Raw genomic sequence first — 12,605 nt, 5'->3', positions numbered from 1 at the left:
TTATTTGGGTAGTCCGCGCCGGAGTTGGCTGCGCACGTGGCGAATGTCGCGGCGATCGGGCTTGAAAGGGTATGAAGCAATGTCGCGCGGCGGCGAGTCGCCATAGGGGCGGTCGCAGGCGGACACATCGGCGGCCTCCTTGCCCGGGCAGCCGGACGTGCGGAAGGCCACGCCCGCGTCGATGATCGCGTCGACTTCGTCCTGCGGCAGACCAAAATCGACGAGTTGACCGCGCTCGTCGAAACGCATGCGCTGCAGGGAGTGGCTTCGATAGTCGATGAGATACCGGGCGAGCTGGATGCGTCGCCATTGCGGGCGCGGCGCCGGCGGGAGATGATCCATCAACGAGCCTTGTTCGGGAAAGAACGCGAACAGGTGGCTGTGGCCGCCGAGGTCGCGAATTCTCTGCACCTGCGAGAGAACGTCGTGGTCGCTCTCGCCCATCCCGACGATGAGATGGGCGCCGAAACGTTCCGGGCCAAATATCTCGGCGGCGGCCAGCAGGATCTCCCAATATTTGTCCCAGCTATGCGGCGATTGAACCCCGCGGCCGCGGGTGCGGTCAAAGATGACCGGGTTGGCTGCATCGAGCGCGACCGTAAATATCTCGGCGCCGAGATCCTTGAGCTCCTGCACATCCAGTCGCGTCATCGTCGTCGGGTTGGACAGGATGGACACGGGTACGTGCCTGATGCGTTCAACCCATTTCCGCAGGACAATGCGGGTGTCCTGGTCCGACCGCGGATGCGTGATCATGCTGATACACATGCGATGGAAGCGCCCGCCGTCGCCGCCCGATGCAACGATGTCAATCACCTGGTCGTAGGGCACCGCAGGCCAGTCGACCCGAATGAAGTTGCGGTCGGCATAGTTGCGCTCCGCTTCGCGATGGCGCGCAAGCCCGCAATAGGCGCAGTTGGCGCGGCAACCTTCCGGATAGGTCAGCAGCAGGTTCAGGCAACGGGTGCAACTGGTGCGATGCATGTAGCCGTTCATGATGCCGAGGGTGATCGCCGCCGCCGTCGACATTTGCACGTACTCGGGCGACCGCATGTTCGGCGTCAGAACATTGTCGTTCGGCAGGTACGTGCCGACCGGCCGCACATCCTGCGCTCTCACGCGCCCGCCGTTGCGTGCTTCCGCCGGCACGGCGCCGGGCGCGCGCGGCCGCATGGCTTCGGCCGCGTTGAAGGTGCGCGTCTCCCCGGTGAGGAAATTCGGCACCGGATGCGTCGGTCCTTCGAGACAGCTCATGACGTCCTCCCCTGATCCTGCATCTTCACGCCCAATAGTTCGGCGAACTGATCCACCCCTCGGCGAGCGCAGTCGCGTCGGGGCGACGGCCGTCGCCATAGTGCGCCAGCACTTGCCGTCGTCGCAGCAATGCCCGGCTCAAGGCTGCATCGAAAATGTCGCCGAGCTCTTCGTCATAGTCATCGAGGGCGCCGCTGCGGCCGGACAGCATGTCTGCCGCGGCGTGCCCGGCGAGTGCCCCCGATTGCACGGCGGAGGCGATGCCGGCGCCGGTCACGGGGTTGGTCAGGCCTGCCGCATCGCCGGCCAGCAACACCTGGGTTGCGCCGAGCCGGCCTGTCGAACCCACCCTGCCGCCCACGGGTATCGCCCCGCCCGTCAACGCGAACGGGCGCGTTCCGATGCGGCGCGATGCCGACAGCGAGGCGAAGAGCGCGGCGAGCATCGGTTTCAGTCGCCGCCGGTCCTCTATCATGATGCCGACGCCGATATTGGCCACGGCGCCCTTGGGAAACAGCCAGCCATAGCCGCCGCGGTAGTCGGCGCTCAGGAAGATATCCGTGGCATCGTGCGGCACGATCAGCGGCGCGGTCAGTTGCCTCGTATCGACAAGCGCGCGATTGGTCTGGCCGATGGCCGCGCCGACCCGCGAGCGAGGGCCGTCGCAGCCGATGAGGACGCGCGGTTTCAGGGCAAGACCATCGGACGTATGAACTGTGCCGTCGATATCGATGGCAACCACGGAGGTGCCGTATCGGCACGCGGTTCCCGCATTCGCCGCCTCATCAGCGAGCATTCGATCGAAGGCGGCGCGATCGATCATCCAGCCGCGGAAGTCCGGCGTTTCCTCGCAATCCGTCGCTTCGGTGAAGGTCAGCATGCGCGTGATCTTCTGTTCGGCGACGGCCGTGATGTTCGGAATGTCCCGCTCGATCATGGCGGGCACGAACTCGGCACATTGGACCGGGCGACCCGCCTCGAGCCGGCGATCGACGGCGACGACGCGGTAGCCGGCTTTCGCGGCAATCGCAGCCGCACGGCTCCCGGCCGGTCCTAGTCCGACGACGACGATATCCGCTGCCTCGGCGTTCATCGTGCACCTCAGGCTGCGCAAGCCCGCCGTCCGGCGAGGCCGTCAAGCGCGATCGAGCAGCAGGCATGCTCCTGCTCGACCGGCCGGCCGATGGCGCGGGCGAGAGCTACGATGCCGTCCGCGGGATAGGCGATACCGTCAAATCCCGCCATGACGGCGTATGCGTCGGTCATCAGCTTATGGCGGCCCGCGGGGCGGATACAGCCAAGTTGAACCGGCGCGTGATTGATCCGTTGCCGCGCGGCGACCAGCACCTTCGCCACGTCGTCGGTGGATATCGTGGCGAAGGGCCGATCCGGCGGCGCATAGATCGGGGTCACCACCACCAGGATCAAGGCGGCAACCGGGTGGCGCGAAACGATGTCCAGCGCGGTTGCTTCGCCGAGTAGCCGGCCATAGTGCAGACCGATGACGATGTGTGGCACGACCTGCATCTTGGTGCCTGAGAGCGCGGCGAGCGTCGCCTCGAAATCCGCGACAGGACGGTCGAGGTGATAGACTTCGCGGATCGTCTGCTCCGAGCCGATCACGTCGAGCATCGCGACGTCGACCCCGGCGGCCTCCATGGATCTGGCGCGCCGTTCGTCGAGCAACGCGGAATGGACGGCGATGCGCAGATGGGGAAAGTCGCGCTTGAGCCTTTCGATGGTCGGATAGAAGCGATCGTACGGAACCTCGTTGCGCCGGTTGGATCCGCCTGAGAGCAGGAACCCGCGCAGATCCTTGAGCAGAATGAGATCGCGCACCTTGCGGTCGAGTTCGTCCGGTGTCGTTGCCGCGATCATCGGTTCGAGGATCTTCGCCTGACAGTGATCGCAATTCAGCGCACAGGCGCCGCCGGTGATGGAAAAGGCGGGAAAACTCGCCTTGCCGCAGCCCTTGAGTTCCTCGCTGGCATAGGCGCGGAACGTCGGCGTGTAGAACCGCATCGGTCCGAGTGCGCGCTCACGGGCTGCCGCCTCGAGTGCATCGACGAGCCCATGATCAAAACGCAGGTCGTCGAGCGGTTCGATCTCCTGCAGCTTCTCATACCACGCCATTGCGTTCCTCGCTTTTCATATGCGAAAAAACATATATATTGTAGGTCCGCCGTCGGCTTCGGCCGTCATTGATGCCTCATCAGTTGTCGCGGTTCGCCATGAAGACACTCTGCGTCTTGCAGCATTTTGAGGCGGACTATCTCGGCTTGATGGAAGACCAGTTCGAAGGCCGCAACGTCGGCTTTCGCTATTGCCGGCCGTTTACGGCCGGAGGATCGATACCTGCGACGGCCGGGGATTTTGACGGCCTCGTTGTTCTTGGCGCCGGACCGCTCGGAGTCGTCAGCGGCAACCTGCTTCCGAGCCTTGGGCCCGAGTTGCGGTTGGTACAGGATTTCCTGGCGCGCGACCTGCCCGTCATCGGCATCGGAGCTGGCAGCTGCATAGTTGCAACCGCGTGCGGCGGCGGCACTCAGGAAGCTCCGCTCCGCTTCGTTGTGGAGACGGCCCGACGGGTCGATCCCGCGGCGCTCGGCGGTCATCTGCCGCAATCCTTTCCCGTCGCGATCTACATGCGCGATCGCCCGGTGCTGCCGGCCGATGCCCGTGTTCTCGCGATCGACGCTGCGGGGGAGCCGGCGGTGTTTCAGCTTCGTGATAACTGCTTCGGGTTCCTCGGCCATCCCGGAATCAAGTCGGCCATGATCGAGGATCTGATCATGGAATCCGAAGAATGTCCTGATCGCACGGCGGAAACGCTCGCCGACCTGCGCGTGGTGCAGCGCGAGATCGCTACGGCGCTCGGACCGCTGATGATTGGTTTGATCGAGTCGACGCATTTGATGCGGCCGCTCCCGTAGGACCGTTCTCCCGAGCAACGAATTATTTTCTTCAGCCTATAGATGTCATTCAAAAAATGGAATATGTTTTGTGCGTTCGTCCGACGGATTGGATGAATTCGATGTGAGCTTGTTGTTCACCCAGGACTTCGGTTCTTGGGCATGTTGATCTTCATCAACTCCAAGGTGATGCGCCTCAAGATAAACTTATTGTGCACGCTCGTGTGTCGATGTGCGTTGCGCACGCTCAATAGCAGATGATCGGGAGGACATCGTAAGAATGGCCAAAAAGCTCATCATCATCATGGTCAATACCGATCCTCGCAACGGCGAGGAACTGGGCGCGCCGTTCTTCCAGGCCACCGTTGCCGCGGCGATGGACTACGAGGTGGAGGTCGTCTGTACCGCGACGTCGGGGCAGCTCATGAAAAAGGGCGTGGCAGAGAAGCTCGTGGTCAAGCCCGGGTCTCCGAAAACCGTCTATGACTTCATCAAGGACGCGCACGGAGCGGGAGTGAAGTTCTATTGCTGCTCTCCGAACCTCGATCTGTTCGACATGACCGAGCAGGACCTGATCCCTGAATGCGAGGGCATCGTCGGGGGTGCAAAGGTCATCGAAGAGGTGATGGAAAACGATAATGCCAAGGTGCTGACCTACTGAGGAGAGCCGCCAGATGACGAGCGGAGCTTCAATCGAGCTGACCTCTATCGGCGACCCGGTCTCCGAGGCGCCGGTCGTTCCCTACGAGAAGCTGGAAGAGGTGTTCGACGACATTCGCTCGCACGTCCTCTACGATCATGAGCTGCATGGCTGTCTCAATTGCGGCATCTGCACCGCGACCTGTCCCTCGGCTCACTACTACGATTATTCACCCCGCGAGATCGTCCAGCTGCTGTGGACCGAAAATCTCGAAGGCATTTACGACGCGATGCAGGAGAAGATCTGGTCCTGCGCGCAGTGCTACACCTGTGCGGCCCGCTGTCCGTTCGAAAATTCGCCGGGCGGGCTCGTCATGATCATGCGTGAGGTCGCGATCAAGCACGGCATGCAGTCGGCGAAGGATGTACTGCGACCGTTCTCGCGGGTGCTTCTGAAGGTCATTTCCACGGGAAACCAGCTCGCGCCGAACATGATCACGCGCGATGCGTTTCCCGACTGGGGCCCGAACGTCGCCAAGGTCGACGCCCCGCTCAATATCCTGCGCAAGGCCATTCCGGTCCCGACCATGCACACCATGGACACGGCCTGGGAGGTCAACCTGAAGACGTCCGTCGAACTCTACACCATTTGGGAGGCGACCGGCGTGCTCGATCAGCTCGAGACGATCGACGAGAATTTGTTCGATGTCGTCAGTGACGTGATGGATGAGAAGCGCGAGGAGTACAACGAGTGGCTAGAAGAGCATCAGGAAGAATAGGCCGCTGAGATGACCACAACAGACGGCGAGATCAATCGCTGCGGTGGACGACGGAGGAAACGATGGACGAAAAGCGCAGTGACAGTCAGTCGGCTTACGCCGGCTTTGGCGCGGAGTGGCGCCCTTCCAATCTGACGCCGGGCGAGGCGCAGACAGCGACGGCCTGGGTGGAAACCCGGATCGACCGTCGCTCGATGCTGACCAACAAGGAGCGTGTCCACGACATCCGCGACGCGATGTGGGAGTTGGAGAAGGACGGCGAAATCGTCGTCCATCGGATCGACGAGCGCCACGAGCCGGTGGTGGCGCGCACGCTGTACGGCTGGGACAAGCGCATTCCCACCACCAACCTCTGGCAGCACAAGTCCTGCGGACAGTGCGGCAATATCCCCGGCTATCCGTCGAGCGTGATGTGGCTGATGAACCAGCTCGGCGTGCGCTATCTCGACGAGACCGATCAAACCTCTTGCACCGCCTGGAATTATCACGGCTCCGGGGTCGGCAATGTCGTCAGTCTGGCCGCCGTCTTCCTGCGCAACTTCCACCAGGCATACATGTCGGCCAAGGCGCAGGGGCTGCCGGTCGGAACCTACTTCCCGCTGGTCCACTGTGGCACGTCGTTCGGCAATTACAAGGAGATGCGCATCTTCTTGATGCATTCGGCTGAACTGCGCGAGCAGGTGAAGAAGATTCTCGGCAAGCTGGGCCGCTTGGTCGACGGCAAGCTGCTGATCCCCGAGGAGATCGTGCACTATTCCGAATGGCTGCACGTCATGCGTCATCGCATCCGGGAGCGGCAGGTCATAGACGTGAGCAGCCTTCGCGCCACCGTTCATCCGGCTTGTCACGTCTACAAGATGGTTCCGGAAGACGTGATCTATGACGACACCGTCATGGACGGCAATCGCGTCGCGGTATCGACCGGCCTGATGCAGGCGCTGGGTGCACAGGTGATCGACTACTCCACCTGGTACGACTGCTGCGGCTTCGGTTTTCGTCATATCATTGGCGAACGTGAGTTCACCCGCTCCTTCGCCATCGACCGCAAGATCAGGGTCGCGGTCGAGGAGGCGCGGGCGGACGTCATGATCGGCCACGACACGGGTTGCATCACCACGCTCGACAAGAACCAGTGGATCGGCAAAGCCGTCGACAAGGTCTACGCGCTGCCAGTCATGGCCGATTGCCAGTTCGCGGCGCTCGCCCTCGGTGCGCATCCATACAAGCTCGCGCAGCTTCATTGGCACGCCTCGCCGTTCGAGGGGCTGCTCGAGAAGCTCGGCATCGACTGGCAGAAAGCCAAAGCCGAATTCGAGGCCTACCTCGATGAAGTGAAGGCCGGCCGCATCGAGACGCTCTACGACCCCAAACGCGCGATTACGTCGGGCCCAGGCTATGTCAAGCCGACGGCGACCTTGTCAGGAGCCGCATCATGACCTGTCCCGTTCTCATCGTTGGCGGTGGGCCGTCGGGGCTTTCCGCCGCACATGCGCTGGCCGCGGCCGGCCAGCGCGTCGTTCTCGTCGAGAAGGCGGAGCAGCTCGGCGGCGCGCCGATCCAGTCGGGCTATGCCAAGCTGGTGCCGTCCGGCGAATGGGCCAAGGACGCCATCGGTGGCATGGTGCGCCGGGTCGAAACCGACAGCCGTATCGAGATCCGAAGGCGCGTCACGGTGAAGGCCTTCTCGGGCAGCCCAGGCGACTTTCGCGTGACGCTGTCGGATGGCACGGTGCTGGAGGCGGGGGCGGCGATCCTGTGCACCGGCTTCACGCATTTCGATTCCGTCAACAAGCCGGAATGGGGTTTCGGTACCTACCCTGATGTGGTCACGACGACCCAGGTCGAGCAGATGCTCTCCTCCGGCACGGGCGTGCGCTGTCCGTCCGACGGACGCGAGCCGGAACGGGTCGCGATCCTGCTATGCGTCGGCTCGCGCGACCGCCAGATCGGTCGCGAGTGGTGTTCGAAGATCTGCTGCACGGTCTCCGCCAACATTGCCATGGAGATCCGCGAGGCGGTGCCACGGTGCAACGTGTATATCTACTACATGGATATCCGCACCTTCGGCCTCTACGAAGATCTCTACTACTGGGAAAGCCAGGAGAAGCATCGGGTCAAATACATCAAGGCGCGGATCGCCGAAGTGACATCGGACGGCAGGCGGCTGATCGTGAAGGGCGAGGACACGCTGGTGAAGCGGCCGATCTCGATTCCGTTCGACATGGTGGTGCACGCCATCGGCATGGATCCCAATGTCGACAACATGACGTTGTCGGCGGTGTTCGACGTCAAACTGCAGAAGCACGGCCATATCCAGAAGGCATCGGTCTATTCCAACACATCGGCGACCTCGCGGCCCGGCGTCTTCGTCGCCGGCGCGGCGACCGGGCCCGAGACCATCGACGATTCCATCGCACAGGGCCAGTCGGCAGCGATGGCCGCGCTGACCCTGGTCCGCGGCGCCATGATGGAAGCGGCCGAGTGATGTGGCCGATCACCAGCCATAGAGGCAAGGCGGGGGCCGAGCCGATGCGGCCGGTGCTTGATCTGTCCGGCTCCAGGCTGCGGCGGGCGTTCGAGAACCTCGTGGAATCCGCCGACGACACCGGCGGCGTCGAGCGTTATGTCGGAGCGCTCGCGCTCAAGGCCTCGCTGTTCGAGGAGGTGCTGGGCAAGGGGCGGGTCAGCGAGCTGACGGAGGCCGAATTCTGCGACCTCGCCACGTTCATCACGCCGGTGCGCCGGCGTGTGGGTGCGTGGCTCGGCCGCAACGGATTTGTGGCGATGCGCGGCAGGCTCGAGGCCCTGCTGCGCGGATGGTCCGATCTCGGCACCACCGACCAGCGCGTCGCCGCGTTCGTCACGAGCTTTCCAGCCGATCGCGAGCACCGCTGGTCGCGCGATCTTGCCGCCGAGGTCCTTCATTTCACCGCGCCCGACCGCTATCCGCTGATGACGCGCTGGATGTGGGACGCCAGGGTCAATACCGGCGTGTTGCGCGAGATATGGTACGACGAGGATGCCGAGGCCGGTACGATCGCCGTCGGCGACGGCCTCGCCACTTTCACGATGCTACGCGAGGAGCTCGAAGGTTTCCTGCAGGCGAACGGTGTCTTCCGCGATCTGGCCTTCTACGTCGATCTGCTCTGCGCCCACACCTATGCAAATTATATCAACGACAAGGGCGGCCAGTTCCTGCACGCGGACTTCTGCGGCGGCTTCAAGGCAGACGCGATGGCACATACTCGGCGTCTCCTGGGACTCGATGCGGTCGATACCGAGTCGGGGCGCACCCGCCTGAAGCTGATCGATGGCAGGGCCTATGTGCTCGGGCAGCCCCGCCTGCTGAGCGAATGAGGGAACATCCATGCCGATTCACGAAAAATCGCTGATCCGGCCCGAGAACCTCGTCACGCATGAACACCTGGAAATCGATGGCGTCGATGTCTCCGGGCACTGGAGCACGTTCATCACCTCGCGCGCCATCACCGACTACAACGAGCAGATGCAGGAGGAGATCGCGGCGCTCCCGGGGGGCGAGTTCATCCACCGCTGCTGGCAATGCGGCTCATGCACCAATGCCTGCACGATCAACGCCGTGAATCCCGACTTCAACCCGCGCTATTGGATCTACCTGATCCGCATGGGCTTCGAAAGCGAGCTGCTGCGTGACAAGGACATCATCTGGCAGTGCGTCTCCTGCAACAAATGCACCTATGCCTGTCCGCGCGACGTCAGTCCGGAAGGCGTGATGAAGGCCACGGCACATTGGCTGGAGCTGAAGGGCTATACGGAGAAGAAGCCGTCCACCGCGTTCGATGAGGTCTTCTCCGAGCAGGTCTTCGCCACCGGCAAGATCGAGGAAGGCCGCGTGCTGCGCCGGTTCTTCGCGCGGACCGGGCAGTCCCTGTCGCAGGGCTGGCTTGTCGAACTGATACGCAGTCTCGCCAGCCGATTGCCGGTCGGCCTCCTGGTGAAGTTGGGACTTGCCAGCGTGATCCGTCCCCGCACGCGCGGATGGCGGGGCGCCAGCCTCGCGATCGACGAGTATGTCCGTGAGTGCGAAGCAGCTGCCCGCAAGGCGCTTCGGCTGGACGTTCAGGGAGCTGAGTGATGAGCGACAAACACAAGCAGGTCGCCTACTATCCGGGCTGCGCGCTCGAAGGAACCGGGCACGCCTACAACCGCTCGACCAAGGAGGTCGGCAAGGCACTCGGCCTCGATCTGGTCGAGCTCAAGAACTGGAACTGCTGCGGCGCCATGGAGGTCAAGAACATCGATCCCAAGCTGCAGACCTATCTGTCGGCCCGCAACCTCTCGATCGCCGATGCGATGGGGTTCGATACCGTGATGGCGCCGTGCAATGGCTGCTATCACAATCTCAAGAAGGCCGAATACGACCTCGCCAAGGATCCCGCGTCGCGCGAGGTGACGGACCGACTGTCGCGCAAGGCCGGCCACGCGACCTACGAAGCCGGCAAGGTCACGACCATTCACGCGCTCGACTGGATCGAGGAATCGGTCGGCGAACAAGGCCTCAAGGCACGCGTGAAGAACTCGCTCAAGGGCCTGAAGGTCGCCAACTACTATGGCTGCATGTACACGCGGCCGCGTCACATCTTTCCGGAAAAGGACAAGGGGCCCGGCTCGGAATCGACCTCCAAGCCCCATTTCATGGACGACCTGCTGGCCGCGGCGGGGGCCGAAAATGTCGAGTACCCCCTCAAGACGGCATGCTGTGGCGGCGCTCACACGCTGTCCGACAGTGACACCTCGACCAAGCTCGTTCTCAACCTGCTCACGACGGCCGAGGCCTGCGGCGCGGACGTGATCGCCACCGAATGCCCGACCTGCCACACCGGGCTCGAAATGCATCAGGTGCGCGCCGAAAAGGTCTTCGGCCGCAAGACGAGCGTCAAGATCCTGTACTTCACCCAGCTCCTCGGCATGGCGCTCGGGCTGTCGGCGCGCAGGGTCGGCGTGCAGGAGAACTTCTCGGATTCGACCGGTCTGTTGCGTGCGCGGGGGCTCGGCTGATGGCGGATATCGGTATCACGAGCCTCGACAACGTCGCGATGCGGCTCGACGGCATGTTGGCCGCGTCCGATGCCGCACTCTCGGCGGCCGCCGCGCCGCTTGCCGAGGAGTTGCTGCAGCTCGGCGAAACGATTCTCGAAACATGGCTCGCTGCGCACGGCGAGATCGCGACCGATCGCAAGGTCGAGACGTTTCGCCTGTTGGCGCTGCATCGGCAGGGTGCGCGCGGCGATGCAAGCTTCAACGCATGCCGCGAAACATGCCGCGAGCTCGTCTATCATTATAATCTGGTGCGCCTCGAGCCTGGCCACGCGGAGGTCGCCCGGCGGCTGCGGCTGGGCGCCATGGTCGCGCGGCACCTTATGCTGTTCATCGGAGGCAAGCTGGAGGTGGCCGGGCTCGGCGACTTCTGCTGTGCGTCCCGGACGCTACGTCAACTCGATGCATCGATGCAGACCAACGAAACTGTTTGAGACAAGGAGAAGACGATGCCCATCGTCCGCGGCTGCAACCTTCCCGACGACCTCCTCTACGACGTCGAAAACAACATCTGGTATCGCGAGAACGCCGACGGCACCGTGACGCTCGGGATGACCGCTGTGGCAGCGGCCATGGCCGGTCAGCTTGTCGCCTTCACACCAAAGAAGGCCGGCCGGTCGGTCGATGCGGGCAAGTCCTGCGCCACGATCGAATCCGGCAAGTGGGTCGGCCCGGCAAAGGTCGCCTTCAATGCGGAAATCGTCGAGGTCAACGATGCAATGAGCGCAGCGCCCAAGCTCGCCAATACGGACCCATATGGCGAGGGATGGATGGTCAAGGTGCGCCCGAAGGACTGGGCTGCTGCCAAGGCCGGCCTCGTGCCGGGCACGGCGGCCGCCGCCCCTTACGAAGCGAAGATGGCTGCCGAGAATTTCGCTGGCTGCGCGTAAGGAAGTGGATAGGCCGTGACTGAGACCGTCGCAATCAGGACATCGATGATAAGTCGCGGCCTCGCGGCCTTCATGTCGCTGCCGACCTATTTCCCGGGTGTCCTGGCCAGTCTGATCATCGCGATCGCTGCAACCTTCCTGTCCGAGCACTATGGCGGGCCGGTCATGCTGTTCGCCTTGCTGCTTGGGATGGCCTTCTATTTCCTGTCGCAGGAGGGGCGCTGTGTTGCCGGCATCGAACTCGCCTCGAAGCACATCCTGCGCGTCGCCGTCGGCCTGCTCGGGGCGCAGATCACGATTGCCGAGATCATGAAGCTCGGTCCGACGCCCGTGATCACGGTCGTCGGCGCGGTGATCCTGACCATCCTGTTCGGCGCGCTGGCCTCCCGTGCCATGGGTTTGAGCCGGCGGTTCGGAATCCTCACCTCCGGGGCTGTGGCGATTTGCGGAGCGTCGGCGGCGCTCGCGATCTCGTCGGTGTTGCCCAAGGGGGAGCAGCACGAACGCGACACGGTCTTTACCGTGATCGGCGTGACCGCGCTCAGCACGATCGCGATGATCGTCTATCCGCTGGTGATCGCAGGATTCCATCTCGATCACGCTGCAGTCGGCATGTTTCTTGGCGGCACCATTCACGACGTTGCGCAAGTGGTTGGCGCCGGCTTCAGCGTGTCGGAGGAGACCGGAAACGTCGCGACCTTCACCAAGCTGCTCCGGGTTGCCATGCTGCTGCCTGTCGTGGTGATGCTGTCCTACGTGTTCCGCGCCCATCACGTCGGTAAGGCCGGGCGACAATTGCCGGGGTTCCTGGTGGTGTTCGCCGTTCTGGTGATGCTCAACAGCGCCGGCGTCATTCCCGCATTCCTGCTTGCCCTCATCAAGGACGTTTCAAGGTGGTGCCTGGTGACGGCGATCGCAGCGCTCGGGATGAAGACGTCGCTCAAGGCGATGGCCGATGTCGGCGGCCGGGCGATCGCGCTGATCGTCGCCGAGACGTTGTTCCTCGCAGTCCTCGTGCTGATGGTCGTGCGTTGGAAAGCAGGAATCCAGTAATG

The 12,605-nt window shown here is 63.3% G+C and carries 14 protein-coding genes; 11 read left to right on the top strand and 3 right to left on the bottom strand.

Annotation, left to right across the window (positions count from 1 at the left end; translation table 11 throughout):
* From ACQR0W_RS29035 to ACQR0W_RS29025, 3 genes are read right to left on the bottom strand one after another with little or no spacing between them, the layout of a single operon-like run.
* The gene (locus tag ACQR0W_RS29035) at positions 1-1,224 is read right to left on the bottom strand and encodes a radical SAM protein (RefSeq protein WP_316174794.1); all 1,224 of its coding nucleotides are present in this window, start codon (positions 1,222-1,224) and stop codon (positions 1-3) included.
* Positions 1,225-1,279: 55 nt separating this feature from the next.
* A complete protein-coding gene (locus ACQR0W_RS29030; protein ID WP_316164205.1) occupies positions 1,280-2,347 on the bottom strand; it encodes an NAD(P)/FAD-dependent oxidoreductase in 1,068 nt (355 codons plus the stop codon).
* 8 nt (positions 2,348-2,355) lie between these two features.
* Positions 2,356-3,387 (bottom strand): radical SAM protein, encoded by a 1,032-nt coding sequence (locus tag ACQR0W_RS29025; protein WP_316164206.1) that lies wholly within the window; start codon positions 3,385-3,387, stop codon positions 2,356-2,358.
* A gap of 98 nt (positions 3,388-3,485) precedes the next feature.
* Between ACQR0W_RS29025 and ACQR0W_RS29020 the strand changes: the two genes are divergently transcribed.
* The 11 genes from ACQR0W_RS29020 to ACQR0W_RS28970 all read left to right on the top strand — a co-directional run bounded on the left by ACQR0W_RS29020 (position 3,486) and on the right by ACQR0W_RS28970 (position 12,603).
* Complete coding sequence (locus tag ACQR0W_RS29020) at positions 3,486-4,187, top strand: hypothetical protein (RefSeq protein WP_316172180.1); 702 nt, start codon at positions 3,486-3,488, stop codon at positions 4,185-4,187.
* Positions 4,188-4,446: 259 nt separating this feature from the next.
* On the top strand, positions 4,447-4,827 hold the full coding sequence (locus tag ACQR0W_RS29015) for a DsrE/DsrF/DrsH-like family protein (protein WP_315752123.1): 381 nt from the start codon (positions 4,447-4,449) through the stop codon (positions 4,825-4,827).
* Between the two features lie 13 nt (positions 4,828-4,840).
* Positions 4,841-5,584, top strand: a complete 744-nt coding sequence (locus ACQR0W_RS29010) for a 4Fe-4S dicluster domain-containing protein (RefSeq protein WP_315828036.1) — start codon at positions 4,841-4,843, stop codon at positions 5,582-5,584.
* A 62-nt stretch (positions 5,585-5,646) separates the two neighbouring features.
* Complete coding sequence (locus ACQR0W_RS29005) at positions 5,647-7,020, top strand: heterodisulfide reductase-related iron-sulfur binding cluster (protein WP_315828037.1); 1,374 nt, start codon at positions 5,647-5,649, stop codon at positions 7,018-7,020.
* Positions 7,017-8,069, top strand: coding sequence for an FAD-dependent oxidoreductase (locus ACQR0W_RS29000; RefSeq protein WP_315828038.1), 1,053 nt, complete (start codon positions 7,017-7,019; stop codon positions 8,067-8,069). Before ACQR0W_RS29005 ends, ACQR0W_RS29000 begins: the two co-directional genes overlap by 4 nt.
* Positions 8,066-8,941, top strand: coding sequence for a hypothetical protein (locus ACQR0W_RS28995; RefSeq protein WP_316187352.1), 876 nt, complete (start codon positions 8,066-8,068; stop codon positions 8,939-8,941). Before ACQR0W_RS29000 ends, ACQR0W_RS28995 begins: the two co-directional genes overlap by 4 nt.
* A 10-nt stretch (positions 8,942-8,951) precedes the next feature.
* On the top strand, positions 8,952-9,698 hold the full coding sequence (locus ACQR0W_RS28990) for a 4Fe-4S dicluster domain-containing protein (RefSeq protein WP_315752118.1): 747 nt from the start codon (positions 8,952-8,954) through the stop codon (positions 9,696-9,698).
* Positions 9,698-10,621: a CoB--CoM heterodisulfide reductase iron-sulfur subunit B family protein gene (locus tag ACQR0W_RS28985; RefSeq protein WP_316187353.1), complete on the top strand. Its 924-nt coding sequence runs from the start codon at positions 9,698-9,700 to the stop codon at positions 10,619-10,621. Before ACQR0W_RS28990 ends, ACQR0W_RS28985 begins: the two co-directional genes overlap by 1 nt.
* Before the next feature lie 38 nt (positions 10,622-10,659).
* Complete coding sequence (locus ACQR0W_RS28980) at positions 10,660-11,094, top strand: hypothetical protein (RefSeq protein ID WP_316187354.1); 435 nt, start codon at positions 10,660-10,662, stop codon at positions 11,092-11,094.
* 15 nt (positions 11,095-11,109) lie between these two features.
* Positions 11,110-11,550, top strand: coding sequence for a glycine cleavage system protein H (locus tag ACQR0W_RS28975; protein ID WP_315715458.1), 441 nt, complete (start codon positions 11,110-11,112; stop codon positions 11,548-11,550).
* A 15-nt stretch (positions 11,551-11,565) separates the two neighbouring features.
* The gene (locus ACQR0W_RS28970) at positions 11,566-12,603 is read left to right on the top strand and encodes a YeiH family protein (protein ID WP_410052581.1); all 1,038 of its coding nucleotides are present in this window, start codon (positions 11,566-11,568) and stop codon (positions 12,601-12,603) included.
* Positions 12,604-12,605 lie beyond the last annotated feature (2 nt).

This window comes from Bradyrhizobium sp. HKCCYLRH1034 (genome assembly GCF_051168375.1).
Classification (GTDB): Bacteria; Pseudomonadota; Alphaproteobacteria; order Rhizobiales; family Xanthobacteraceae; genus Bradyrhizobium.
The sequence above is the reverse complement of the archived record's forward strand: the minus strand, read 5'-3'. Positions and strand labels throughout refer to the sequence as shown.